22 protein-coding genes are annotated in these 25160 nt (G+C 54.9%); 10 read left to right on the plus strand and 12 right to left on the minus strand.

Annotated elements, in window-relative coordinates; all coding sequences use genetic code 11:
- Nucleotides 1-15: 15 nt before the first annotated feature.
- The 6 genes from glgA to FHW04_RS09060 form a co-directional block, all read right to left on the minus strand.
- Entirely contained in the window at nucleotides 16-1449 is a 1434-nt protein-coding gene (gene glgA / locus FHW04_RS09035; RefSeq protein ID WP_031375634.1) for a glycogen synthase GlgA, read from the minus strand.
- A 62-nt stretch (nucleotides 1450-1511) separates the two neighbouring features.
- A complete protein-coding gene (glgC, locus tag FHW04_RS09040; RefSeq protein ID WP_031375633.1) occupies nucleotides 1512-2804 on the minus strand; it encodes a glucose-1-phosphate adenylyltransferase in 1293 nt (430 codons plus the stop codon).
- Nucleotides 2805-2814: 10 nt separating this feature from the next.
- Nucleotides 2815-4797, minus strand: coding sequence for a glycogen debranching protein GlgX (gene glgX / locus FHW04_RS09045; protein ID WP_089561844.1), 1983 nt, complete (start codon nucleotides 4795-4797; stop codon nucleotides 2815-2817).
- Nucleotides 4794-6977 (minus strand): 1,4-alpha-glucan branching enzyme, encoded by a 2184-nt coding sequence (gene glgB / locus FHW04_RS09050; protein ID WP_031375631.1) that lies wholly within the window; start codon nucleotides 6975-6977, stop codon nucleotides 4794-4796. Before glgB ends, glgX begins: the two co-directional genes overlap by 4 nt.
- A gap of 365 nt (nucleotides 6978-7342) precedes the next feature.
- Nucleotides 7343-8452, minus strand: a complete 1110-nt coding sequence (gene asd, locus FHW04_RS09055) for an aspartate-semialdehyde dehydrogenase (protein ID WP_031375630.1) — start codon at nucleotides 8450-8452, stop codon at nucleotides 7343-7345.
- Nucleotides 8453-8487: 35 nt separating this feature from the next.
- Nucleotides 8488-8823, minus strand: a complete 336-nt coding sequence (locus FHW04_RS09060) for a hypothetical protein (protein ID WP_236566415.1) — start codon at nucleotides 8821-8823, stop codon at nucleotides 8488-8490.
- On the opposite strand from FHW04_RS09060, the gene FHW04_RS09065 reads away from it, so the two are divergent.
- Nucleotides 8714-9265: a YhgN family NAAT transporter gene (locus tag FHW04_RS09065; RefSeq protein WP_236566404.1), complete on the plus strand. Its 552-nt coding sequence runs from the start codon at nucleotides 8714-8716 to the stop codon at nucleotides 9263-9265. The two genes, FHW04_RS09060 and FHW04_RS09065, sit on opposite strands and share 110 nt — an antisense overlap.
- 54 nt (nucleotides 9266-9319) lie before the next feature.
- On the opposite strand, the gene FHW04_RS09070 is transcribed toward FHW04_RS09065, so the two are convergent.
- Entirely contained in the window at nucleotides 9320-10012 is a 693-nt protein-coding gene (locus FHW04_RS09070) for a response regulator (RefSeq protein ID WP_089561845.1), read from the minus strand.
- A complete protein-coding gene (locus tag FHW04_RS09075) occupies nucleotides 10002-11639 on the minus strand; it encodes an ATP-binding protein (protein WP_089561897.1) in 1638 nt (545 codons plus the stop codon). Before FHW04_RS09075 ends, FHW04_RS09070 begins: the two co-directional genes overlap by 11 nt.
- 362 nt (nucleotides 11640-12001) lie before the next feature.
- Between FHW04_RS09075 and FHW04_RS09080 the strand changes: the two genes are divergently transcribed.
- Genes FHW04_RS09080 through citG form a run of 8 tightly spaced genes read left to right on the plus strand, consistent with a single transcriptional unit; the run spans nucleotide 12002 to nucleotide 19315 of the window.
- Complete coding sequence (locus tag FHW04_RS09080) at nucleotides 12002-13363, plus strand: 2-hydroxycarboxylate transporter family protein (protein WP_089561846.1); 1362 nt, start codon at nucleotides 12002-12004, stop codon at nucleotides 13361-13363.
- A 17-nt stretch (nucleotides 13364-13380) separates the two neighbouring features.
- Nucleotides 13381-14244, plus strand: a complete 864-nt coding sequence (locus tag FHW04_RS09085; protein WP_089561847.1) for a fumarylacetoacetate hydrolase family protein — start codon at nucleotides 13381-13383, stop codon at nucleotides 14242-14244.
- A gap of 10 nt (nucleotides 14245-14254) precedes the next feature.
- Entirely contained in the window at nucleotides 14255-15280 is a 1026-nt protein-coding gene (citC, locus tag FHW04_RS09090) for a [citrate (pro-3S)-lyase] ligase (protein WP_089561848.1), read from the plus strand.
- A gap of 16 nt (nucleotides 15281-15296) precedes the next feature.
- Nucleotides 15297-15590 (plus strand): citrate lyase acyl carrier protein, encoded by a 294-nt coding sequence (citD, locus tag FHW04_RS09095; RefSeq protein ID WP_089561849.1) that lies wholly within the window; start codon nucleotides 15297-15299, stop codon nucleotides 15588-15590.
- A complete protein-coding gene (citE, locus tag FHW04_RS09100; RefSeq protein ID WP_089561850.1) occupies nucleotides 15587-16462 on the plus strand; it encodes a citrate (pro-3S)-lyase subunit beta in 876 nt (291 codons plus the stop codon). The genes citD and citE overlap by 4 nt, the downstream gene beginning before the upstream one ends.
- A gap of 9 nt (nucleotides 16463-16471) precedes the next feature.
- Nucleotides 16472-17989 (plus strand): citrate lyase subunit alpha, encoded by a 1518-nt coding sequence (gene citF / locus FHW04_RS09105; protein ID WP_094106162.1) that lies wholly within the window; start codon nucleotides 16472-16474, stop codon nucleotides 17987-17989.
- A 5-nt stretch (nucleotides 17990-17994) separates the two neighbouring features.
- Nucleotides 17995-18534 carry a citrate lyase holo-[acyl-carrier protein] synthase gene (gene citX, locus FHW04_RS09110; RefSeq protein ID WP_089561898.1) on the plus strand — a complete coding sequence of 180 codons (540 nt, stop codon included), beginning with the start codon at nucleotides 17995-17997 and terminating at the stop codon, nucleotides 18532-18534.
- On the plus strand, nucleotides 18512-19315 hold the full coding sequence (citG, locus tag FHW04_RS09115; protein ID WP_089561851.1) for a triphosphoribosyl-dephospho-CoA synthase CitG: 804 nt from the start codon (nucleotides 18512-18514) through the stop codon (nucleotides 19313-19315). The genes citX and citG overlap by 23 nt, the downstream gene beginning before the upstream one ends.
- Before the next feature lie 238 nt (nucleotides 19316-19553).
- Here citG and gntU read toward each other — a convergent pair whose 3' ends face one another.
- The 4 genes from gntU to FHW04_RS09135 all read right to left on the minus strand — a co-directional run bounded on the left by gntU (nucleotide 19554) and on the right by FHW04_RS09135 (nucleotide 23367).
- Entirely contained in the window at nucleotides 19554-20894 is a 1341-nt protein-coding gene (gene gntU / locus FHW04_RS09120; protein WP_069729847.1) for a gluconate transporter, read from the minus strand.
- A 2-nt stretch (nucleotides 20895-20896) separates the two neighbouring features.
- Nucleotides 20897-21433, minus strand: coding sequence for a gluconokinase (gntK, locus tag FHW04_RS09125; protein ID WP_031375627.1), 537 nt, complete (start codon nucleotides 21431-21433; stop codon nucleotides 20897-20899).
- 140 nt (nucleotides 21434-21573) lie between these two features.
- Nucleotides 21574-22569, minus strand: a complete 996-nt coding sequence (gntR, locus tag FHW04_RS09130; RefSeq protein WP_089561852.1) for a gluconate operon transcriptional repressor GntR — start codon at nucleotides 22567-22569, stop codon at nucleotides 21574-21576.
- A gap of 102 nt (nucleotides 22570-22671) precedes the next feature.
- Complete coding sequence (locus FHW04_RS09135) at nucleotides 22672-23367, minus strand: pirin family protein (RefSeq protein WP_031375625.1); 696 nt, start codon at nucleotides 23365-23367, stop codon at nucleotides 22672-22674.
- A 491-nt stretch (nucleotides 23368-23858) separates the two neighbouring features.
- Here FHW04_RS09135 and FHW04_RS09140 point away from each other — a divergent pair, with 491 nt between their 5' ends.
- Nucleotides 23859-25142 carry an HAAAP family serine/threonine permease gene (locus FHW04_RS09140; protein ID WP_089561853.1) on the plus strand — a complete coding sequence of 428 codons (1284 nt, stop codon included), beginning with the start codon at nucleotides 23859-23861 and terminating at the stop codon, nucleotides 25140-25142.
- The last annotated feature ends 18 nt before the right edge of the window (nucleotides 25143-25160 follow it).

Here is a 25160-nt window from a genome sequence, read left to right on the forward strand (position 1 = left end):
AGTTTTCCCAATCCGTTACATCAAACGTTGGTAGAGATCACGGTAGGCTTGTGCCGCCACCTGCCAGCTAAAATCCATCCCCATGGCCTGGCGCTGAACGTAACGCCACAGCGAAGGACGAGACCACAACACAAACGCACGCCGGATGGCCCGCAACAGCGACCAGGCATTTGCATCTTCAAAACTGAAGCCACTGGCGATACCGTCCGCCAGATTCTCTAATGAACTGTCATTGACCGTATCGGCCAGGCCGCCGGTACGACGCACTAACGGCAACGTACCATACTTCAGGCCATAAAGTTGAGTCAGGCCGCACGGCTCGAATCGGCTCGGCACCACAATCACGTCCGCGCCGCCGACAATGCGGTGTGAGAATGCTTCGTGGTAGCCAATCTGCACCCCGACGCTACCCGGATGCTCTGCCGCCGCGGCCAGGAATCCCTGTTGCAGCTCGGCATCGCCCTGCCCCAGCAGCACCAGCTGTCCGCCCTGTGCCAGCAGGCCCGGCAGCGCTTCCAGTACCAGGTCCAGCCCTTTCTGTTTGGTCAGACGGCTGATGACGCAGAATACCGGGGCCTTATCATCCACCTTCAGCCCCATCGCAACCTGCAGCTGGCGTTTGTTTTCCGCCTTGGCTTCCAGCGTGTCGCGGTTATAGCGCGCGTTGAGCAGCAGGTCATGCGCCGGATCCCAGATTGACGGGTCCACGCCATTCAGAATGCCGCTCAGGCGACCTTCACGCATACGCTGCGCCAGTAAGGTTTCCATGCCATAACCGAACTCGGCCGAGGTGATTTCATGCGCATAGGTCGGACTGACCGCTGTGACGTGATCGGCGTAGTAAAGGCCCGCTTTGAGGAAAGAGATCTGACCGAAAAACTCCAGTCCGTACATGCTGAAAAACGACCACGGCAGGCCGATCTCTTCCATGTGATGCGCCGCGAACAGTCCCTGATAAGCCAGGTTATGCACGGTGAACACCGATTTGGCCGGACGGCCCCGCGCTTCCAGATAGGCGCAGGTCAGGCCGGCATGCCAGTCGTGGGCGTGAACAATATCCGGACGCCACATCGTATCCAGCCCGCACGCCAGCTCACAGCCCATCCAGCCGAGCAGCGCGAAGCGCAGATAGTTATCGACGTAGGCAAACTGCGACTCATCATGATACGGACTGCCCGGACGGTCGTAGAGCGCCGGCGCATCGATCAGGTAGATGCCTACCCCGTTAAACTCACCAAACAGTAAGCGCACATGTCCGGCAAACGTATCCAATTCTGTTACCACCTGAAGATCAGGTATGCCCTTGCGCAATGCTGGAAAAGCGGGCAATAACACCCGCGTATCCGTGCCACCCGCAATTTGTGCTTGAGGTAATGCCCCGACTACATCAGCCAGTCCGCCCGTTTTGAGCAGCGGGAAAAGTTCTGAACAGACATGTAAAACCTGCATCCTCGACCTCATTAAGTTATCAGGCACGATCCGCGTGCCGATTGCGTGTGTTCCGCTATCGCTTACTGCCCCGCATTGGCCAATTTAGCCAGCATGGCGCGGGTAACCAGTACGATGCCTTCATCCGAACGGTGAAACCGGCGACTGTCTTCATCAGGGTTTTCGCCGATGACCATTCCTTCTGGCAGCTCGCAGGCGCGATCAATCACACAGCGGCGCAGACGGCAGGATCGGCCAACCACCACATCGGGCAGCAGCACGGTTGAATCAATATTGCAAAACGAGTTAACGCGCACCCGGGGAAACAGCACCGAGTTCACCACCACCGAGCCGGAGATGATGCAGCCGCCCGATACCAGCGAGTTCATGGTCATGCCGTGACTGCCGGACCGATCCTGGACAAACTTGGCGGGTGGCAGCGGCTCCATATGGGTGCGAATTGGCCAGGTCACGTCGTACATATCCAGTTCCGGCATTACCGAGGCCAGGTCGAGGTTAGCGCGCCAGTAAGCTTCGAGCGTGCCGACATCGCGCCAGTAAGGCGGCGCTTTGTCGTCGTTCTGCACGCAGGAGAGCGCAAAGGAGTGCGCGTAGCCTTCACCGCTCGCTACGATTTTCGGCAGAATATCTTTGCCAAAGTCGTGATTTGAGCCTGGGGTCTGCAGATCTTCTTCCAGCAACGCATAGAGATAATCGGCGTTGAAGACGTAGATCCCCATACTGGCCAGCGCCTGAGTGTCATCACCCGGCATGGTCGGCGGTTTTGGCGGCTTCTCGACGAAGTCGATCACCATGTTCTCTTCGTTAACCGCCATCACGCCAAACGCGGTGGCTTCATGCACCGGCACCGGCAAACAGGCGATGGTACATTTCGCCTCATTGACCACGTGATCCAGCAGCATGCGCGAATAATCCATCTTATAAATGTGGTCCCCGGCGAGGATCACGATGTACTGCGCCTGATAACGGCGAATCACATCAAGGTTTTGCGTTACCGCATCGGCGGTGCCGCGATACCACTGTTCGGTGGAGAAGCGCTGCTGCGCTGGCAGCAAATCCACAAACTCATTCATCTCTTCATTGAAGATCGACCAGCCACGCTGGATGTGCTGGGTCAGGGTGTGGGACTGGTACTGGGTAATCACGCCGATGCGGCGGATACCGGAGTTAACGCAGTTGGACAAGGCAAAGTCGATAATGCGGAACTTGCCGCCGAAGTGCACCGCCGGTTTGGCGCGTTTTGCCGTCAGGTCGACCAGCCGTGTACCGCGTCCACCGGCGAGGATCAGAGCAACCGTTTGTGTAGGGAGCTGGCGCGCCAGCATCAGGTGATCTGTTCTGTCTAATTTAACCATGTCTGACTCCTTATGATTGCTTTTGGAACACGCACACACCGTGTGCGGGACCATGCCAGACAGTTAACAGGATGGGGTTATCGTCCCCGGCGAAAGGAGGAAGGGCACGCCATTCTCCGTCTGGTAACACGATGTCATTCACCGAGTCCGTGGCGTTTATTGTTATTAACCAGCGGCCGGACAGCAGGATCTGCAATCTATGCGTCCCCTGTGCCCATTCATCGTGTTGCAGTGGCTGGCCACCGGCATTGAGCCACTGCACATTGCCATCACCTTCCTGCCACCAGCGATCCGCCGTCAGCGCCGGAATGCGCTGACGCAGCTGGATCAGGGCCGCAGTGAATCCGACCAATCCCTTCTCATCCGCCTGCCAGTCAAGCCAGCTCAGGGCGTTGTCCTGACAGTAGGCGTTGTTGTTACCGTGCTGCGTGTGGCCGCGCTCATCGCCCGCCAGCAGCATCGGCGTGCCCTGCGACAGTAACAGGGTGGTGAGCAAGCCCCGCACGCTGCGACGGCGGCGCTCAATCACATCGAAGCTGACGTTCAGCCCCTCTTTGCCATGGTTATGGCTGTAGTTATCGCCGTGTCCGTCACGGTTATCTTCCCCGTTGGCTTCGTTGTGCTTGCGTTCGAAGCTCACCACATCCCACAGCGTAAAGCCGTCGTGAGCGGTGATCAGGTTGACGGTGGCGTGTGGCTGCCGCTCCTCATGCTGAAAAAGATCGCTGGAGGCGGCAAAGCGACGGGCAAACTCGCCGTTGCTCATCGCACCGTGCAGCCAGTAACGTCGCGCGGTGTCGCGGAAGTGATCGTTCCATTCAGCAAACGGCGCAGGAAAATGGCCGACCTGGTAGCCATTGGGTCCGATATCCCAGGGTTCGGCAATCAGCTTGACCTGTGACAGCAGCGGACAGGCGCGTATCGCCTCAAACAGTGGTGCATCGCGCTGGTAGTCGGGCGTACGCCCCAGCACCGGTGCCAGATCAAAACGGAAACCGTCGACGTGACAGACGCGCACCCAGTAGCGCAGCGCATCCAGCGCCCACGCCATCACCTGCGGATGATGCAGATTGAGCGTGTTGCCGCAGCCGGTCCAGTTCTGGTAGTCGCCCTGCTCGTCCAGCCAGTAATAGCTGGCGTTATCGATGCCGCGCATTGAAATCGTCGGGCCAATGGCGTCCAGTTCGGCGGTGTGGTTAAACACCACATCCAGCAGCACTTCTATCCCGGCCGCATGCAAGTTTTTGATCGCCTGCTGAAACTCCTGCAGCGGGGTCAGCCCATCCTGTCCGGAGGCGTAGCGCGGATCGACCGCCCAGAGCGCAAACGGGTTATAGCCCCAGTAGTTGCTCAGCCCCAACTGAAGCAAACGCGGTTCGCTGGCAAAATGGGCAACCGGCAACAGTTCAATCGCCGTGATACCGAGACGACGCAGGTAATCCACCATAACAGGATGGCCGAGCGCCGCGTAAGTGCCGCGCAGCGTTTCCGGAATTTCCGGATGCTGCCGGGTCAGGCCGCGCACGTGCGCCTCATAAATCACCGTGTTGCCCCACGGCGTACGCGGCGCAACGTCGTCCTGCCAGTCGAAATCTTCGGCCACCACCCGTGACTTCGGCGCGATCGCCGCGCTGTCGTGCGGGTCAGGCGCGTTAATGCCGCCGTGAAAACGGGCATCGTCCGGCACGTCGCCTTCTACCGCGCGGGCGCAAGGATCGACCAGCAGCTTAGCCGGGTTAAAACGATGCCCCTGGCGGGGCGCCCATGGACCGTGAACCCGATAGCCGTAACGCTGCCCTGGCTTTAGCGTCGGAACATAGCCATGCCAGATATCGCCGCTGCGGCCCGGCAGATCGATACGCTGCTCCACGCCGTTTTCATCAAACAGGCATAGCTCAACGCGGCTGGCATGCTGTGAAAACAGGGTGAAATTGACGCCTTTGCCATCGTAACTGGCACCAGGCGGCTGCGGATCGCCGGCCGTTATGGTCATTCGCCCTCCCGCACCAGCCACAGGGTCGCCAGCGGCGGCAGATTCAGACTCAGCGACTGCGGTCGCCCATGGCTCGGCTGCTGATCGGTATGCACACCGTGGTTGCGCACGTCGCTGCCGTGATATTCATGCTGGTCGGTATTCAGCACTTCGCGCCACTTGCCTGGCTGGTTTACGCCAAAGCGATATCCCGGCCGCGGCACCGGCGTAAAGTTACTGACCACAATCACTTCATTGCCTTCACGGTCGCGACGGACAAAGGCAAACACCGAATGCTCCGCATCGTCGACCACCAGCCATTCAAATCCCTGCGGATCGAAGTCGAGCTGATGCAGCGGCGTGTAATATTGATAGGTATGGTTGAGATCGCGCACCAGACGCTGCACGCCGTGGTGCCAGTTGTCACCGCCTTCCAGCAGATGCCAGTCGAGGCTGACGTCATGATTCCACTCGCGGCCCTGGGCGAACTCATTGCCCATAAACAGCAGTTTCTTGCCCGGGAAGCCCCACATCCAGCCGTAATAGGCGCGCAGGTTGGCGAACTTCTGCCACGCGTCGCCCGGCATGCGGTCGAGAATCGAGCGCTTACCGTGCACCACTTCGTCGTGTGACAGCGGCAGCACAAAATTCTCGGTGTAGTTGTACATCATGCCGAAGCTCATCAGGTTGTGATGATAACGGCGATGGATCGGATCGAGTTTCATGTAGTCGAGCGTGTCGTGCATCCAGCCGAGGTTCCATTTGAACCAGAAGCCCAGCCCGCCGCCTTCGGTCGGGCGCGTCACGCCAGGGTAATCGGTCGACTCTTCCGCCATGGTCACCGAGCCGGAGGCCACGGTGCCCAGCGTGCGGTTGGTGTAGCGCAGAAACTCAATCGCTTCGAGGTTTTCACGCCCGCCATACTGGTTAGGCACCCACTCGCCTTCAGCGCGGCTGTAGTCGCGGTAAATCATCGACGCCACCGCATCGACGCGCAGACCATCAATGCCAAAGCGTTCGACCCAGTAGAGCGCATTACCCGACAGGTAGTTGCTGACTTCGCGCCGGCCAAAGTTGTAGATCAGGGTGTTCCAGTCCTGATGAAAACCTTCACGCGGATCGCTGTGTTCATACAGCTCAGTACCATCAAATTTTGCCAGACCAAAGTCATCACTCGGGAAGTGGCCCGGCACCCAGTCCAGCAGCACGTTCAGGCCGGCGGCATGGGCGCTGTCGATAAAGGCACGGAATTCGTCACGGGTTCCGAAGCGACGGGTTGGCGCATACATGCCCAGCGGCTGATAACCCCAGCTGCCATCAAACGGGTGTTCGTTGATCGGCAATAGTTCGATATGGGTAAAGCCCATCTCTTTGACGTAGGGCACCAGCTGCTCAGCCAGCTCTTTGTAGCTCAGCCAGAAGTTATTGTCGGTATGGCGTCGCCATGAACCGAGATGCACTTCATAAATTGAGATCGGCGCATCAAAGGCGTTGGCCGCCTTGCGCTCCTCTTTCATCTCAATAGCATCGGGCAGACCACAAATCATCGAAGCCGTTTGCGGACGCATCTGCGCTTCAAAGGCGAACGGATCCGCTTTGATGCGCAGCTGGCCGTTGGCATCGATAATTTCAAATTTATACAGCTGGCCGTTAACCGCGCCTGGCACAAACAGCTCCCAGATGCCCATCTCTTTACGCAGGCGCATCGGGTGACGGCGGCCATCCCAGAAGTTGAAATCACCCACTACCGACACGCGACGGGCATTGGGCGCCCAGACGCAGAAACGGGTACCGGTGACGCCATCAATCACGTCACCGTGGGCGCCCAGCGTTTCGTAAGGGCGCAGGTGGGTCCCTTCGGCCAGCAGCCACAGGTCCATTTCCTGCAGCAGCGGGCCAAAGCGGTAGGCATCGTCGATCAGGTTCTGCTGACCGTGCCAGTTCACCGCCAGCTGGTAGCGGAAACGGTTTTTACGGCGTGGGATCACGCCGCTGAAGAAGCCGCGTGCATCTTCGCACGCCAGCTGAGCAAGTTTGCGCCCGGTGGAGGTTTCGATTACCCACACCTCAAGCGCTTCAGGTAACAACGCCCTGACTTCCAGGCCTTGCTGAGTCTGGTGCATCCCCAGTAACGCAAACGGGTCAGAATAATTACCTGCAAACAGGGCATTGATCGCATCGCGATCGGGAAGCTCTGACATGACTTTCTTCCTGTGATATTTGGCAGGCGAAATGAGCAACACGACACGGCTCGTCGCGCTTCAAATGCACTGCTCTTCATTGAGCCATACGTACGACGACAAAAGGAGTCAGGCCATTCCATGGGAAAAGTGTCTTTGCCGTGTACAACAACCATTTAGTCCGGAAAGCAAAACAGTCAACTTGCGGCACATCATGGTTAAATCATAGCTTGGTAGCGGCAGTTGCCATGGCTGAAAACAAAAAATTATTCACCGAGCGGTAAAAAAGGGAAGCTGATCACTTAGTAAGCGAAACGGCAGCGCAAAGATGCCGCAACAAAAACAAAAAAGGCCGGATAAATCCGGCCCTTGGCGAGTCTCATCGATTAGTTGGTTAACAACCGCAGCATACGGCGTAGCGGTTCAGCCGCCCCCCATAATAACTGGTCACCGACGGTAAAGGCGGAGAGGTACTCCGGTCCCATATTCAGTTTACGCAGACGGCCAACCGGCGTGGTCAGCGTGCCGGTCACCGCCGCTGGCGTCAGTTCACGCATTGTCCGTTCGCGATCGTTCGGCACCACTTTGACCCACTCATTATGCGCAGCCAGCAGCTGCTCGATTTCGGCCAGCGGCAGGTCGCGTTTCAGCTTCAGGGTAAACGCCTGGCTGTGACAGCGCAGCGCACCGACGCGTACACACAGTCCATCAACCGGAATCACATTACGGGTGGCGAGAATCTTGTTGGTTTCCGCCTGCCCTTTCCACTCTTCACGGCTCTGACCGTTATCCAGCTGCTTGTCGATCCACGGGATCAGGCTGCCAGCCAGCGGCACGCCGAAGTTATCGGTCGGCAGGGTACCGGAGCGGGTGAAATCGGTGACGCTACGCTCGATGTCGAGAATGGCTGACGCCGGATTCTGCAGCGCAGGTGCCACGTGATCGTGCAGCATGCCCATCTGGGTCAGCAGCTCACGCATATGGCGCGCACCGCCGCCTGAAGCCGCCTGATAGGTCGCCACCGAGGCCCACTCCACCAGATCCTGCGCAAACAGCCCGCCGAGTGACATCAGCATCAGGCTGACGGTGCAGTTTCCGCCGACAAACGTCTTGATGCCACGATCGATACCTTCACGGATCACCTGATGGTTAACCGGATCGAGGATGATGATCGCATCGTCTTTCATCCGCAGCGTAGAGGCGGCATCGATCCAGTAACCCTGCCAGCCACTCTCGCGCAGCTTCGGATAGACCTCGCTGGTGTAATCGCCGCCCTGGCAGGTGATGATGATATCCAGCGCACGCAGCGCCTCGATATCAAATGCATCCTGCAGTACGCCCTGCTGCTTACCGCCAAAGGCGGGTGCGGCCTGGCCGTGCTGCGACGTCGAGAAGAAGACCGGATTGATGAGATCAAAATCACGCTCTTCGCTCATGCGGGACATCAGCACTGAGCCGACCATACCGCGCCAACCAACAAAACCTACATTCTTCATGTCGTGTCCGTCTCAGGCGGTTTCACACCTGCTTTTCATTTCAGAGGAGAGAACGACGTGTTAATTTCACGTCGCTCTGCGTAATAATAAGATTTACCTGTGACTACCAACTCTACAAAATGCAGGCTTTCTGGCAAGTGAATTAATTCGATTACGCTAACTTTTTCAGCAGCGTAACTAATAACAGCCATTTTTAGATCACGAGACGGCGCAAAACGAATGACTGAAATGATTTCAGCAACCATATTATTGTTGTTAATTATGGACCCACTGGGCAATTTGCCCATTTTTATGTCGGTTTTAAAGCATCTGGAACCGAAACGGCGGCGAGTGGTACTGATACGTGAAATGCTGATCGCGTTAATCATCATGCTGCTGTTTTTGTTTACCGGTGAGCGCATTCTGGCTTTTCTGAATCTGCGTACCGAGACGGTGTCGATTTCCGGTGGGGTAATCCTGTTCTTAATCGCCATCAAGATGATTTTCCCGTCGGCGGAGAGCAGCAGTACTGGCTTATCGGCAGGCGAAGAGCCATTCCTGGTGCCGCTGGCGATCCCGCTGGTCGCCGGACCGTCGCTGCTGGCGACCCTGATGCTGTTGTCACATCAGTACCCACAACAGATGACGCATCTGGTGGGCGCACTGTTGATTGCCTGGGGCGTAACGGTCGGTATTTTGCTGCTGTCGGGCCTGTTCCTCCGCCTGCTGGGCGACAAAGGGGTGAATGCGCTGGAGCGGCTGATGGGATTGATTCTGATTATGCTGGCGACCCAGATGTTCCTCGATGGGATTCGGGCCTACCTGAAGCTGTAGTCAGTGCACGCTTCCCCCTGTCATCGGGGGAAGCGTGCAGAAATGAATCACCTGTCAATCCTCACTCCGCCGGTACATGCGCCGCGGGTGTCCAATTTTTCCATATAGCATTTCTACCCTCAGAAATCCTGCCTCCACGCAGTGTTCCAGATAGCGCCGTGTGGTGGTTTTGCTCAGTCCCGTTTTGCTGACGACTTCGTCTACTGAGAAGCTGCGTCTGTCGCTTTCGTTAAAAAAGCGCTGCACCCGTGCCAGCGTGTACTCTTCGATCCCTTTGCTGCCGTTATCCTGACGGTAGTTTTTAGCCTGCAGCTGATAGAGTAAATCGACGTTTTGCTGATCGACAATCTTCCAGATCCGCTGCTGTTCAGCAAATTGTACAAAGCGTTCCAGTGACTGGTTAAGTCGCCTCCAGGAGACGGGTTTGAGAATGTAATCAAACGCACCGTTGCGGATCGCCAGGCTACAGGTGTCCATATCACTTGCTGCGGTGATAAAAATGACAGAACAGTTAGCATGGGTCAGCAAAGGATTGCTGACCAGGGCAAGTCCTTTACCATCAGGCAGGTAATTATCCAGCAGGACCAGCTGCGGCTTTAAACGGGTCATTAAGGTCTGTGCCTCGGCAAGTGATGAGGCAATGCCCACCAGCCGAAGACGCGGATGCTTATCTATAAGCTCGGCGTGAAGTTGGGCCAGCTCTTTCTCGTCTTCAACAATAAGTACATCGATAGATTCATGTTGCATAGTCGTTCTCTTCCGGTTCCTGATACAGGTGCCGTTCGGCTGCCGTGACAGGAATAAAAAGCGAGAAAATAGCGCCCCGGGGGGTGTTATCAGCCACTTCAATCACGCCACCTGCGTGAGTGACATAGCGCTCAATCAGGTACAGGCCGATGCCGTGATCGCCCTGGGTTTTGGTGGTGATGCCACGTTCAAATAGTCTGTCGCGGATCTCCGGCTTGATACCGATGCCCTGGTCAGCCACCTCAATAATCAGTTCACACGCATTCAACCTGATCAGTATTTCAACCGGTTGATACGGGCGTGAGGCACGGTGGGTCGATTCGATGGCGTTATCCAGCAAATTTCCGATGATGGAGACCAGTTCAGCTTCCGGCATTGACGCGAACGGTTTGTCCAGCCGGCAGCTAGCGTCAAAGTGCAGTTCAACGCCTTTCTCACGTGCCTGGGCTGATTTTCCTGACAGCAGGCCACACAGCATCGGTGAACAGAAGCGTGAGGAGATAAAATCCAGCAGCTCCTGCTCGTGCGCCGACAGCGCCTGAATAAAATCGATCGCTTCTTCATAACGTCCCATGTGCAACAGGCCGGAAAGTATCGTCATGAGATTAAGCTGTTCGTGACGCATAACGCGCAGGTTATCAACGTAGCGTTTTACCTGACTGAGTTGAGCACTGAGGATGTCGATTTCGTTGCGATCGCGAAAGGTGATGACCCAGCCCTGTAACGTATTTTCCAGCATCACTCTTACGCGACTGGCGATCACCGTAAGATCGTTAAAATGGCAGACTTCATCGTGGGTATCTTTGCTTAGCATGGTTGAGGATGTGAAGAATGAAACCGGCCGAATCACCTGACTTATCAGCTGACCACGCAATTCCTTCGCGGTTTGAGGCAAACCCAGCAGCTTACGGGCCGCCTGATTGATCACTTCAATCTGTAAGTCACGATCAATAACTATTACCCCTTCATAAATCGACTCCATCATGGCTTTTTGCTGACGCACCAGAAATCCAATCTCGCGCGGCTCCAGTGAGAAGATCTGCTTTTTAATACTGCGGGTAAAAAACCATGAGAAAACAAACAGGGCAAACAGCAGCAGTACAGCAGCAATCAGAATGTTGACGACCTTACTGACGGTAATGGTGTTGAGATAACTGGTGAGATAGCCAACGGAAACGATACCCACAACCTGCCCGGTCGCGTTAAAAACAGGCGCTTTACTCCGTAGTGAAATGCCGAGGCCACCTTCGCGGATTGTCGTCGTGCTTTTACCTTGTAACACCGCGTCGTTATCACCACCGACCAATGTGGTGCCTACCCGCTCCTCGAACACCGAATGAAACAGATGTATTCCTTTATTATCACCAACCACAATAAAGCTGGCGTCGCTACGCCCGGCTATCTGGCGCATAAATTGACGGATTGCAGTGCTGTTTTTTTCCTCCACCGCTTTACGCAAATCAGGAATAAGCGCAATTTCCTCCGCCTGTATTTTTGCCCGAAGACTCATTTCCTTATACAGTTCCCGGGCCACATCAAAATAATAATAGCCTGCCAGCAGCGCAAAGAGTCCGGAGAAAAAAATCACCAGTGAAATAAACAATTTTATCTGGAACGAAACTCTCATCTGAATTGTCATTATTATCACTGCCACGCATAGGACGATGGGAGCAGCGAATATACCACCTTTTCTCAGCGTGCTTAGCGGTTTAGATGAAAGTTGCGATCCCTTGCACAGAGCCATTTTTAGATAGTATTTTAAAAACAACCCTGCTCAAAGATTAAATACAAAAATGTTATGCAGTTGTTCGATAATGAAAAAAAACCATTACAACCACATGGGCGATTAAAAGCAAAATCACATTAAATTAAAAAAACCATTAAAACCACATAGACCATAAAAACTTCACTTTTAATAGCGCCAGCTCTCACAAAAAATTATTCATTGCGCCGGTAAAGTTAATGCTTCGCTAATTAAGAGGCTTACTTATGAGCACAACTGACGATTCCATTCCAACAATCAATGATCCAATAAATATCACGCGACCCTCGTTCAAGGAGCGCTGGTGGCACATTATGGACACCTGGAAAGTAGGTATTATTCCCCTGCCGCTATTTGTATTAGCGGGTGTGTTAATAGCAATTGATTGCCTTGGCGGCAAACTCCCTAGCGACATCGTGGTAATGGTTGCCACGCTGGCGTTCTTCGGCTTCGCATGCGGTGAGTTTGGCAAGCGCCTGCCGATTATCGGTAAACTCGGTGCAGCGGCAATTTGCGCGACGTTTATTCCGTCCGCAATGGTCTATTACGGCCTTCTGCCCGATGTGGTTGTGGAGTCCACCACCCGGTTCTACAAATCCACCAATATTCTTTACCTCTATATCTGCTGCATCATTGTCGGCAGCATTATGAGCATGAACCGTACCGTCCTGATTCAGGGTTTCCTGCGTATTTTCTTCCCGATGGTGTGCGGTGAAATCGTCGGTATGCTCGTCGGAATGGGCGTGGGTGTCGCGCTCGGTCTTGAGCCTTTCCAGATCTTCTTTTTCATCATTTTACCGATTATGGCCGGCGGAGTAGGAGAAGGCGCCATTCCCCTTTCAATCGGCTACGCTACGCTGCTGCATATGGACCAGGGCGTTGCGCTTGGCCGCGTGCTGCCGATGGTCATGCTGGGTAGCCTGACGGCCATTATTATCTCCGGCTGTCTGAACCAACTCGGTAAGCGCTTTCCGCATTTGACCGGCGAAGGCCAGTTGATGCCTGACTGTGCAAATGTGGACACCACCTCTTCTCCGCCCGCCGTCTCTGGCAAAATGGATGTGACCACTATTGCCTCCGGTGCGCTACTGGCGGTACTGCTCTACATGCTGGGTATGCTGGGCCACAAATTGATCGGCCTGCCCGCACCGGTTGGCATGCTGTTTATAGCCGTGCTGGTCAAGCTCTGTAACGTAGTATCACCGCGCCTTCTGGAAGGTTCGCAGGTGGTGTACAAGTTCTTCCAGACCTCTGTGACCTATCCGATTCTCTTTGCTGTGGGCGTGGCAATCACACCGTGGCAAGAACTGGTAAATGCTTTCACTGTGAGCAACCTGCTGGTGATTATCAGCACCGTCTCTGCCCTGGTGGCGACCGGGTTCATGGTGGGTAAAAAGATAGGAATGCATCCCATTGATGTTGCCATCGTCTCCTGCTGCCAGAGCGGACAAGGAGGTACCGGCGACGTAGCCATTCTTACCGCCGGTAACCGTATGAGCCTGATGCCTTTCGCCCAGATTGCAACCCGTATTGGTGGCGCAATTAACGTCTCCGTTTCCTTGCTGATTTTGGGCAACTTCCTCGTTTAATTCTTCAGGAGATCATCATGAAACTTGCAAGCTATATCCATGAAGGTAAACGCAGCTACGGTATCGTAAAAGTCGACGGTGTGGTGGATTTGGGCCAGCGGCTGGGCGATCGCTATATCGACCTGAAAGCGCTACTACAGGGCAACGGCCTTACAGAGGCCAGATGCTATCTCAGCGATAGCATTGACATGCTAATAGACGAAATCACTTTTTTACCGGTTATCGAGCAGCCAGGGAAAATCCTCTGCGTAGGTATGAATTATTCCGCCAAGCGCGAGGAGTTCGACCAGCATGATCCCGCACCTACGCTGTTTGTCCGCTTTCCGGACTCTCAAACCGGCCATAAATCACCGGTACTTAAGCCACATCACTCCAGCGAATTCGACTACGAAGGCGAACTGGCGGTCATCATAGGAAAAGGTGGCGAGAACATCGGTCGTGAAGTCGCTTTGCACCATGTGGCCGGTTATAGCTGCTACATGGATGGGTCTGCGCGTGACTGGCAGCATAGCTGGTACACCGCCGGAAAAAACTGGCGTCAGACCGGCGCGTTTGGTCCCTGGATGGTGACAGCAGATGAGATCCCCGATCCTCATCAACTGGCGATCCGCACCTGGCTCAATGGCCGCATGGTACAGGAGGATAACACCAGCAGCATGATCCATACGGTCGCTGAGTTGATCGAGTACATCAGCACGTTCACTCACCTGAGTCCGGGCGATGTGATCATCACCGGATCGCCAGGCGGCGTAGGTAAAAAGCGTAATCCACCGCTGTTTATGCAGGAGGGAGATTGTATTGAGGTCGAAATAGAAAATATCGGTCATCTCAGCAATATGATTGTGGAAGCGCCAGCACATGTGCTGACGACAGCGTACTAGGTGCCGCGTTATGTACAGACAAACTACTCTCGATTTCCGCCTGACGGTGGTGTCAAAACATCCGGAACGATTGGTGCCGATTCGCTGTTTACTGGCAGACAGCGGACTGGCGCTGGATAACGATGTCACGCTATTTGTTGAAGCCTGGTCTGGTACGCAGTTGGTGGGATGTGCGGGGCTTGCCGCTAACGTGATTAAGTGTGTGGCGGTCAATGAGCGCCTACGGGGGATCAATCTCAGCAGCCGACTGCTGACAGAAGTCGAGAACGCCGCGCTGGCGCGTGGCCACTTCCACCTGTTCCTATGCTGCCGACCCGTTAACCAGGCGCGTTTTGCGCGTTGCGGTTTTTGGCCGATTGCACAAAGTGGTGATAACGCCGTGCTGCTTGAAAACACCTCGCAGGGTATTGAGCGCTACTGCCGATCGCTCAGCGCGCTACGCAGGAGAGGCGACAGCATCGGTGCGATTGTAATGAATGCCAATCCCTTCACCCTGGGACATCTCCACTTAGTCGAGCAGGCGGTGAAGCAGTGCGACTGGTTGCATCTCTTCGTGGTGCAACAAGACACCTCATTCTTTTCGTTTGCTGACCGCCTGAATATGGTGAAAGCAGGAGTCGCACATTTGTCGAATGTGTCCGTGCACGAAAGTTCACAATACATTATTTCCCGCGCGACCTTCCCGGCCTATTTCCTGAAAGAGAGCGTCAAAGTACAGCAGGCGTGGAGTGAAATTGACGTCCTGATTTTTCGAAATTTTATCGCCCCCGCCTTAGGCATTACCCATCGTTTTATCGGCACGGAGCCGTTCTGCGAGCTTACCCGTCAGTACAACCAGACACTGCATCTGTTACTCGCTTCGCAAATCGAGGTCATAGAAATGCAGCGGCTCAAAGCGAATGGCACGGCCATTTCGGCGTCCGAAGTTCGTCGATTATTTAAAACCGAACAGCTTTCACGCATTCAGAGAATTGTTCCGGCCTCCACTTTCGCGTACCTCAAAGCGCACTCTGGCACCCGCAAAGAGAGTGCATAACTATCAGGAAATTGAGATGAATATTGTAAGGGAAGCGCTAGCTGGCACGCAGGAGTCCAGCGACCTGATGGTGAAAGTCGCTCCGGCGGCTGACGAATTGGAAATTATCATCAACAGTGAAGTGATTAAGCAGTTTGGCGAACAGATTCGTCAGGTGGTCACTGAGACATTACGAACCCTGAACGTGCGCACAGGGCTGATTAGTATTCAGGATAAAGGCGCGCTGGACTGCGTGATTCGAGCCCGTCTGCAAAGCGCGGTACTTCGCGCAGCTGACGAACCGTCCATCGACTGGAGAAAAATGCAATGAGCCCACTCCGTCGCAGCATGTTGTTTTTACCGGGAGCCAATGCAGCCATGCTCTCTACAGCCTTTATCTACCGTCCGGACTCCATCATGTTTGATCTTGAAGATGCAGTCGCCCTGCGCGAGAAGGACAGTGCGCGCCTGCTGGTTTTCAATGCACTGCAGCACCCGATGTACCAGCAGATTGAAACCGTAGTACGCATTAACCCGCTGAATACACCATTTGGTTTGCTGGATCTTGAAGCCGCGGTTCGTGGAGGAGCAGATGTGATTCGTCTGCCAAAAACGGATACACCTGAAGATATCGATGAGCTTGAAGAGCACCTTGTCCGTATTGAACGTGAATGCGGGCGTGAAGTGGGGTCTACGCGTGTGATGGCGGCCATTGAGTCTGCAACTGGCGTGATTAACGCCGTGGCGATTGCCCGCAGCACGCCGCGCCTGATCGGTATCGCACTGGCTGCTTTTGACTATGTGATGGACATGCAGACGGAGCGCGGCGATGGCACCGAGCTGTTTTATGCCCGTTGTGCCGTACTGCATGCCGCACGGGCCGCCAGGATCGATGCCTTTGACGTGGTGTGGTCAGACGTTAACGACGAGGCTAGCTTTCTGCGTGAAGTGGAGCTGATCCGCAAAATGGGCTTTAACGGTAAATCGCTGATTAACCCTCGCCAGATTGACCTGCTACATAACGCTTATGCGCCAACCCAGCCTGAAGTCGATTACGCCCGGCGGGTGACAGAAGCGGCCAGAGAAGGCGAGCGCAACGGCCTGGGCGTCGTGTCGCTCAACGGCAAAATGGTTGATGCACCGATTATTGAGCATGCGCAAAGGTTGCTGGAACGCGCGGCTGCCTCAGGCTTACGTCGTTAAGGATTTCACATGAATCAGACAGAACGTCTCCACACTAACTTTCCCCATCTGCGAAGCTTAACAGCATTTAATACTGCCAGTAGCACTGCCCCGTGGCTCGCTGATGCTGAGGCGAAACGGTATCGCAAACTGTGTCACTCCGTAGAAGACGCCGTCATGCGCAGTGGCTTACAGAATGGGATGACGATCTCCTTTCATCACGCATTTCGTGAAGGCGATCGGGTGATTAATAACGTGATTGCACTACTGGCAAGAATGGGATTTAAAGATCTGACGCTGGCTTCCAGTTCGCTGATGAGCTGCAACGAAAACCTGATTGAGCATATTAAAAATGGCGTAATCAACCGAATCTACACCTCCGGCATGCGCGGCAAACTCGCTGATGCTATTTCACACGGACTGATGGACGAACCGGTGCAGATTCATTCTCACGGCGGCCGCGTAAAACTGTTGCAGGACGGAGAGCTTCAAATCGACGTGGCATTCTTAGGCGTACCCTGTAGCGATGCGTTTGGCAATGCTAACGGTATACACGGCAAATCCTGCTGTGGCTCACTGGGTTACGCCATGGTAGATGCCCATTTTGCCCGGAAAGTCGTGTTACTTACTGAAGAGATGGTGCCTTTTCCTAATACACCCGCCAGCCTGGTGCAGGATCAGGTGGATTACATTGTCCAGGTTGAAAGCGTGGGGGATCCGGCGAAGATTAGCGTGGGGGCAGCGCGGGTCACCAGCAATCCCCGTGAGTTGATGATTGCCCGCTATGCAGCAGAAGTGATTGAATTCTCAGGCTACTTCAACCCCGGCTTTTCGATGCAGACCGGCTCTGGCGCAGCCGCCACGGCCTGCACCCGCTTTATGGGCGACAAAATGGCGCGACACGACATAAAAGCGCGCTTTGCGCTGGGGGGCATTACCGGTAGCCTGGTGGACCTGCATAAGAGGGGGCTAATCGAAACGCTGCTGGATACGCAGTGCTTTGACAGCGAGGCGGCGGCTTCGCTGGCAACAAGTCAAAATCATATTGAGATTTCTACCAACGTTTATGCCAATCCCGGCAGCAAGGGCGCAAGCTGTGACCAGCTTGATGTGGTAATCCTCAGTGCGCTGGAGATTGATACAGATTTCAACGTGAACGTTATCACCGGCTCGGACGGGGTAATGCGCGGCGCATCCGGTGGACACTGTGATGTTGCCGCGGCAGCAAATCTGACCATTATCGTGGCGCCATTAGTACGAAGCCGCATACCGACCGTCGTGAAGCGGGTTACCACGCGCCTGACGCCAGGTGAAAGTATCGATGTGTTGGTTACCGATCACGGTATCGCAGTGAACCCGGCACGCCCGGAAATCCGTGAGCGGCTTGAAGCGGCAGGTTTAAACATTGTGACTATTGAAGCGTTATATGACCGGGCGATTTCTCTGGTTGGCGTGCCGACACCGATTGAGTATACCGACAGGATTGTGGGCGTCATTCGCTACCGTGACGGCAGCGTGATCGATACGGTACGACAGGTGAAGAAATAATGCGCATGTCGACAGAGACATCCCTGCCAGGAGCTATCAGCCTGGAGGCAATGCTGACGGCACGAGAGCACCGTGCGGCGCGTCAGGCTAACTGGCTCAGGCTCTACAGACAACCCATTATTTCCCTTACGCTGGTCACGCCCGGAGAGGTCAAAGACAATCAGCGCTATCGCAACACCATGGGGGAGGCGCTGCAAATGTGCGATCAACTGTTGCGAAACCACCACTGGAAAGTGCTTAACCGCACCGTTTTGTGGCTACCCACGGGCCCGGAGGCCTTATGGTGTGTGGCTCATCCAGCGACAGAAATCAAAGCCCATTGCGCTGAGCTGGAACATACTCACCCTCTTGGCAGACTGTGGGACCTGGACGTGATTTGCCCGGTCAACGGACACATCGGCCGCCTCTCGTTAGGGAGAAATATACGCCGCTGTCTGGTATGCGACCAACCGGCACATGCTTGTTCCCGTTCACGTCGGCATCCGGTTGATCAGGTCGTTGCTTGCGTGGAGAAGATAATTAATGACTGGTTTACTCGCGACTAAACCACGCGTTCCTGATGTAGCCGGTCTTGCAGAACAGGCCTTGTGGCTTGAACTGGCGCTGACGCCTAAACCGGGGCTGGTAGATAAGCTCAATAACGGTTCGCATCGTGATATGAACCACGCGATGTTTGCCCGAAGTATTAATGCCATCACGCCCTGGTTCTCACGGTTTACCGAATTGGGATTTGAGCATGCGGATAAACCTGCAGAGCAGCAGCTTCGGTTGATTCGCCCCATGGGGATCGCCTGTGAACAGGCGATGTATGCAGCAACCGGTGGAGTCAATACGCATAAAGGCGGGATATTCGCCCTGGGTTTACTCTGCTTTGCCGCCGGGCGCCTGTCGTATCCCGATGCCCGGATGCTCTGCCGCGAAGTCAGTCGCCTGTGCCGGGGCCTGGTGGATCGTGAACTCGCTAGCTGTACAGGCCTGGCGACGGCAGGCGAGCGGCAGTATCAGCAATTCGGGTTAACCGGCGCACGCGGCGAGGCAGAAAGCGGATTTGCCACCGTGCGCAAGGTGCTGCCGCTCTGGCAGGGAGGAACGCTTCATGAGCTGTTGTTACATCTGTTAGCCGTTAATCAGGACAGTAACCTAGTATCACGTGGCGGTATGGCCGGGCTGCACTTTGTGCAAGGATATGCGCGTCAGCTACTGGCTCAAGGCTGGGATCGTGAGGCGCTCTCAGAAATGGACAGGGCTCTGATTGCGCGCAATTTAAGTCCGGGAGGAAGTGCGGATTTACTGTCGGTGAGCTGGGTTTTGGCAGGCTGTGGTTGATCCCATCGACATCTTCTCGTGGCTGAGCCTTTAGCGCTGTAGCTACCTCTCTGCAGCATCACAGTCGTACCGAAACAGCGTTGCGATGAGCAGCCAGCACCGCCGTCCTTAACGTCAGGGACGGCCGTGCCTCAGTTTTTATCAATCTACATAGCAACAACGCTGAAAACGGATGGGCCTCCAGACTCCAGTGCCCGGTACAGACCGGTTAAACACAACATCCAGAGTGGCCACGCCGTTACGATAACAACGTAAAGGCGATCATCCCCACCACCGCGCCAACGGTGCCGAGAATGGTTTCCATCAGAGTCCAGGTTTTCAGGGTCTCTGCTTCGCTGGCCCCGGTGAAGCGACCAAACAGCCAGAAACCGGCATCATTGACGTGACTGATGATAATCGACCCGCCGCCGATACAAATCGACAGTGCCGCCAGCTGAGCGCCGCTGTAGTGCAGCGGTTCAATCACCGGCATAATCAAGCCGACCGTGGTCAGACAGGCGACCGTCGCCGATCCCTGAATCACCCGCACTGCGCCCGACAGGATAAAGCAGGCCAGTGCAATCGGCAGTCCCGCACCGGTCAGCGCATTACCCAGCACCGGGCCGACGCCGGAATCTACCAGCACCTGCTTAAACACCCCGCCCGCACCGATCACCAGCAGAATAATACCCGCCGGTTGCAGCGCACTGCCGCACACCTGCATCACCCGCTCTTTGTCCATGCCCTGACGGTAGGCCAGACCATAAATCGCCACCAGCAACGCCAGCAGAATGGCGGTAAACGGGTGACCGATGAACTCCAGCCACTCATATAAAGGGGTGCCTTCGGTGGTGAAGCGCGCGCCGATAGTTTTCAGGCCGACCAGCACCAGCGGGAACAGAATCAATGACAGGCTGAAGCCAAACGACGGCAGCTTACTCTCATCGACATCCGGCTGATGATCTTCCGGCGGTGCGCTGAAGGAGACATGATTCCCGATGAAATTGCCGAACAGCGGACCGGCAATCAGCATGCCGGGGATCGCCGCGCACAGGCCAAGCAGGATCATCCAGCCAAAGTCAGCGTGCATCTGCGAGGCCAGCAGCATCGGCGCCGGGCCAGGCAACAGGAAGGCGGCAGCGGCGGCGACCCCGGCAAACAGCGGGATGACCAGCTTGACCAGATTGCCACCGGTACGCCGCGCCACGGCAAAAGCGATACTGATTAGCAGCACCACCGCCACTTCAAAAAACAGCGGCAGCGCGCAGATCAGGCCGGCAATGCCCATCGCATAGTGGGCACGACTCTGACCAAAGGTTTTCAGCATCCGGATAGCGATCTGATCGACGGCACCGGTTTCGTGCAGGATTTTGCCGAACATCGCGCCCAGCGCCACCACAATGGCGAGGAAGCCGAGCGTACCGCCCATCCCCTTCTGCATGGTTTCGGCGATCTGATTCAGCGGCATGCCGGAGAACAAACCGGCACCAATCGACACTAACATCAGGGCGACAAAGGCGTGCATGCGCGCTTTCATCACCAGAAAAAGCAGCAGCAGGACAGAGCCTGCTGCGGTCAAAACAAGTGTTGCGGTATTCATCTCTAACCCTGGCTGATTGCGTCCCTGATAGTCGCAACCGTAGCCGCCACAACCTCGTCGAGTGAATGATCGATATCCACCACCAGTACATCTGACTCATCGCTGCCGGGCTCTTCCAGCGTCGCAAACTGAGTGACCAGCATTTGCGGCTTGAAGAAGTGACCTTTACGCGCTTTGAGACGGGCTTCGATGGTGTCGAAGTCGCCTTTCAGATAGACGAAACGCAGGTTGTCATTACCCTGACGCAGAATATCGCGATAACTTTTTTTCAGCGCCGAGCAGACAATCACTGAAATCGCCTGGGTACGTTGCATCGCAAAAGCGGCATCGTTCAGCGCCTGTAACCATGGCTGACGATCGTTATCATCCAGCGGATGACCGTCGGCCATTTTCAGGATGTTGGCACGCGGGTGGAGAAAATCACCGTCGAGAAAGGCGGTATTCAGTTGATGCGAAACCTGGTTGGCGACGGCAGACTTACCGCTGCCTGAAACGCCCATCAGGATAAAAACGTGATGCGACGGGGATTGCGTTGTCATTTTTCTGCTCCGGCAGGGATGAATTTGCCAATGTTACCGATAACAATGTCGTTTCTCATTGTCTTGACCGCTTAACAGCCTGGCAACCTTTTTACCGGGAAAAGCACGAAAGTGTGAGCTGACTCATAAAATCGCCAGAATCAGATGCTGCCACCTTCACTGATTTCAAAACCGACATCGAGCGGTTGATTCACGCTGCTGTCACCGGCGATACGCGCCAGCAGCAGCGCCGCCGCTTCACGTCCCATCTGGTCGCGCGGCGTCAGTACCGTTGCCAGTTGCGGCGTCACCACCTGACTGATGTCGTGACCGTGAAAACCAGCAATCGCCATCTGGCTCGGCACCTGCAACCCTTGCCGCTGGCATTCAAACATCGCGCCGACCGCCAGGTCATCGTTGGTACAGAACAGACTGTCGGTTTCAGGATAGAGTCGTTGCGCTTCTCGCAGCAGATCACAACCGGCGCTGAACGACGAGGCATCTTCCATCATCACGCTGCGCGGCGTCAGCCCCGCTTCGCGCATCGCCGCTTCATAACCGCGCTGCTTTTGCAGCGTACGTTCATCAAGCCGCGCACCAAGGTAAACCGTATAACGATGGCCTTTACGCAGAATAGCCTGGGTCATCTGACGTGCCGCTTCCACATTGTCGAAGCCTACCGCCATATCCAGGCAGGGCGTCACGCTGTCCATCACCTCAATCACCGGAATGCCGGCCACTTCCAGCATCCGCAGCGTGCCGGGAGTGTGAGTGCGTTCGGTCAGGATCACCCCATCAATGTTCCAGCCGAGCAGCGAGCGCAGCTGTAACTCTTCTTTTTGGGGGTTATAGCCGAAGTGAGCCACCAGCGTCTGGTAGCCCGCCTCATCGGTGACGGCTTCGATGCCGCGCAGAACGTCGGCGAAAACCTGGTTGGTGAGCGACGGCAGCAGCACGCCAATGGCGCGGCTGGTCGCATTAGAAAGCATGTCGGGCGCGCGATTAGGGATATAACCCAGCTCATCCAGCGCCACGGCAATCTTATCGCGCAGGGCAATGGAGACCTGCTCAGGATTGCGCAGGTAACGGCTGACGGTCATTTTAGTAATGCCGACGCGATCGGCAACGTCCTGTAATACCGGTCTTTTCTTCTTCATCGTAGCGCCTGGGATCGCCCTCATAGCTTAAGTACGATGAGTCTATCACTTTTCTGTCACCAAATTGCCAACCGGGCGCGACGTTGCGCGCCCGTATCCGAATCAGACCGGTGGCAGATCAAACAGCAGTACTTCGGCGGCGCTGCTGGCCTCAATGGTCAGTGCGCTTTCATCCCAGATCGCCAGCGCATCGCTGGTGGTGACCGCCTGACCGTTAACGGTGACATCACCTTTAACCACCTGAATCCAGATGCGACGACCGGCATCAATTGCGACGTTGTCCTGCTCACCCGCCGCCAGCACCCAGCGCGATAAGGTCATATCCTGATAAACCTTCAGCGAGCCATCACGCGCATCCGGACTCAGCACCAGCTGTCGTCCCTGCACATCCGGGAAGCGACGCTGATCGTAGCGTGGCTCAATGCCGGTACGCTCAGGAATGATCCAGATCTGGTAAAGATGCAGCGGCTCGCTGGCACTGGCGTTGTACTCCGAGTGACGCACACCGGTGCCGGCGCTCATGATCTGGAATTCTCCGGCCGGGATCTGCTCTTTGTTGCCCATGCTGTCCTGATGCTCAACGGTTCCGGAGAGCACGTAGGTCAGAATTTCCATATCTTTATGCGGATGGGTACCAAAACCCTGGCCGCCTTCCACCACATCTTCATTGATCACCCGCAGCGCGGAGTAACCCATAAAGTTAGCGTCGTGATAGCTGGCGAAGGAAAAGGTGTGCCAGCTATCGAGCCAGCCGTGGTTAGCGTGACCGCGTTCTTCAGCTTTACGTACATAAATCATGTTCAAATCTCCTCAATGTTTTTTATAGTCTCTCCCTGAGGCGCTTTGATTGATAGCTGAAAAACTTCACGCCTCTGTTCAAAATCATTGAACAAAAGCGGGCTTATCACTGAAACAGATCGAACGAACCGGATGTGATGAAGGGATGAAGGGGACACCTGACATACAGGTTAATCGGATAAATCTGCCGGATAATAGCCGCGGGATAGTCAGCGGTTAATTTATTTTGCCGCGTCACCGGCTCAGGCATATTTATGCTCAGGTGAAAGCACGCACAACCTTATTAAGGCATTAAAAATGATACCTTAAAAATAACGCTAAATAAGGGATGATTTTTGATACCTTAAAAGTTTATTTATAAAATGAATAATGTGATCGCCGTAAATAACCTGTCCTCATAAACCCTACTAAAATAGTCAGCAAATAAAAAGCCTGTTGCTTTAAATACCCTCCGATTCATTTTATTTCTGATTATTATTAGGAACCCAATTATGGATGCCGTTCAAAATACGCTGATATCAGATGAAACTCCACGCTGGAGAAAAAGCGATACCGTCTGGATGCTGGGACTGTATGGCACTGCAATTGGTGCTGGCGTTTTGTTTTTGCCGATCAATGCCGGTACCGGTGGTTTACTGCCGTTAATCATTATGGCACTGCTGGCTTTCCCGATGACGTTCTTTGCCCATCGTGGGCTCACCCGTTTTGTTCTTTCCGGCAAGAATCCGGGAGAAAACATTACTGAAGTGGTGGAGGAACATTTTGGTATCGGCGCGGGAAAACTCATCACCCTGCTCTACTTTTTTGCTATTTACCCTATTCTGCTGGTGTATAGCGTCGCAATTACCAACACCGTCGACAGCTTTCTCACCCACCAGCTTCACCTGATATCGCCGCCGCGTGCGGTACTGGCTTTCATTCTGATTGTCGGCATGATGGCCATCGTGCGCTTCGGCGAAAAGGCTATCGTGAAGGCGATGAGTATTCTGGTGTTCCCGTTCGTGGCCGCACTGATGCTGCTCGCGCTGTATCTGATCCCGCAATGGAACGGAGCCATTCTGGATACGCTCTCGATGAGTGGTTCTGAAACCACCGGCGGCGGATTATGGCTCACGCTGTGGCTGGCCATTCCCGTGATGGTGTTCTCCTTCAATCACTCCCCGATTATTTCATCGTTTGCGGTAGCCAAGCGTCAGGAGTACGGCGATCAGGCGGCATCAAAATGTTCACGCATTTTGGCCTGTGCCCATATCATGATGGTCCTCACCGTAATGTTCTTCGTCTTCAGCTGCGTTCTGAGTCTCTCCCCGGAAAACCTGGCAGAGGCGAAGGCGCAGAATATTTCCATCCTTTCCTACCTTGCTAACCATTTTAACGCCCCGTTAATTGCCTGGATGGCCCCGATTATCGCCATTATCGCCATAACCAAATCTTTTCTCGGCCACTATCTGGGCGCGCGTGAAGGTTTCAACGGCATGGTGATTAAATCGCTTCGCAGCAAAGGCAAGTCGATAGAAATTAATAAACTGAACCGGATCACCGCCTTCTTTATGCTGGCTACCACCTGGATTGTTGCCACCCTCAACCCCAGCATTCTTGGCATGATTGAAACCCTGGGCGGGCCGGTTATCGCCATGATCCTGTTCCTGATGCCGATGTACGCCATTAATAAAGTCCCGGCTATGCGCAAATATAGCGGTCATCTGAGTAATCTCTTTGTCGTCATCATTGGCCTGATTGCTATCTCCGCCATCGCTTTCTCTTTAGTTAGCTAATGCCGTCGCTTGCCGTAC

The organism is Pantoea sp. AN62, assembly GCF_050432985.1.
GTDB lineage: Bacteria > Pseudomonadota > Gammaproteobacteria > Enterobacterales > Enterobacteriaceae > Pantoea > Pantoea brenneri.

Excerpts from the sequence above, each read along its gene's own strand:
- FHW04_RS09140 (WP_089561853.1), top strand. The coding sequence starts at position 23,859 with ATGGATGCCGTTCAAAATACGCTGATATCAGATGAAACTCCACGCTGG.
- FHW04_RS09065 (WP_236566404.1), top strand. The coding sequence starts at position 8,714 with ATGGACCCACTGGGCAATTTGCCCATTTTTATGTCGGTTTTAAAGCAT.
- FHW04_RS09135 (WP_031375625.1), bottom strand. The coding sequence starts at position 23,367 with ATGATTTATGTACGTAAAGCTGAAGAACGCGGTCACGCTAACCACGGC.
- glgX (WP_089561844.1), bottom strand. The coding sequence starts at position 4,797 with ATGACCATAACGGCCGGCGATCCGCAGCCGCCTGGTGCCAGTTACGAT.
- citF (WP_094106162.1), top strand. The coding sequence starts at position 16,472 with ATGAATCAGACAGAACGTCTCCACACTAACTTTCCCCATCTGCGAAGC.
- FHW04_RS09080 (WP_089561846.1), top strand. The coding sequence starts at position 12,002 with ATGAGCACAACTGACGATTCCATTCCAACAATCAATGATCCAATAAAT.
- asd (WP_031375630.1), bottom strand. The coding sequence starts at position 8,452 with ATGAAGAATGTAGGTTTTGTTGGTTGGCGCGGTATGGTCGGCTCAGTG.
- glgC (WP_031375633.1), bottom strand. The coding sequence starts at position 2,804 with ATGGTTAAATTAGACAGAACAGATCACCTGATGCTGGCGCGCCAGCTC.
- citX (WP_089561898.1), top strand. The coding sequence starts at position 17,995 with ATGTCGACAGAGACATCCCTGCCAGGAGCTATCAGCCTGGAGGCAATG.
- FHW04_RS09070 (WP_089561845.1), bottom strand. The coding sequence starts at position 10,012 with ATGCAACATGAATCTATCGATGTACTTATTGTTGAAGACGAGAAAGAG.
- glgB (WP_031375631.1), bottom strand. The coding sequence starts at position 6,977 with ATGTCAGAGCTTCCCGATCGCGATGCGATCAATGCCCTGTTTGCAGGT.
- glgA (WP_031375634.1), bottom strand. The coding sequence starts at position 1,449 with ATGCAGGTTTTACATGTCTGTTCAGAACTTTTCCCGCTGCTCAAAACG.
- citE (WP_089561850.1), top strand. The coding sequence starts at position 15,587 with ATGAGCCCACTCCGTCGCAGCATGTTGTTTTTACCGGGAGCCAATGCA.
- gntK (WP_031375627.1), bottom strand. The coding sequence starts at position 21,433 with ATGACAACGCAATCCCCGTCGCATCACGTTTTTATCCTGATGGGCGTT.
- FHW04_RS09085 (WP_089561847.1), top strand. The coding sequence starts at position 13,381 with ATGAAACTTGCAAGCTATATCCATGAAGGTAAACGCAGCTACGGTATC.
- FHW04_RS09060 (WP_236566415.1), bottom strand. The coding sequence starts at position 8,823 with ATGATGATTAACGCGATCAGCATTTCACGTATCAGTACCACTCGCCGC.
- gntR (WP_089561852.1), bottom strand. The coding sequence starts at position 22,569 with ATGAAGAAGAAAAGACCGGTATTACAGGACGTTGCCGATCGCGTCGGC.
- FHW04_RS09075 (WP_089561897.1), bottom strand. The coding sequence starts at position 11,639 with ATGAGAGTTTCGTTCCAGATAAAATTGTTTATTTCACTGGTGATTTTT.
- citD (WP_089561849.1), top strand. The coding sequence starts at position 15,297 with ATGAATATTGTAAGGGAAGCGCTAGCTGGCACGCAGGAGTCCAGCGAC.
- citC (WP_089561848.1), top strand. The coding sequence starts at position 14,255 with ATGTACAGACAAACTACTCTCGATTTCCGCCTGACGGTGGTGTCAAAA.
- gntU (WP_069729847.1), bottom strand. The coding sequence starts at position 20,894 with ATGAATACCGCAACACTTGTTTTGACCGCAGCAGGCTCTGTCCTGCTG.
- citG (WP_089561851.1), top strand. The coding sequence starts at position 18,512 with ATGACTGGTTTACTCGCGACTAAACCACGCGTTCCTGATGTAGCCGGT.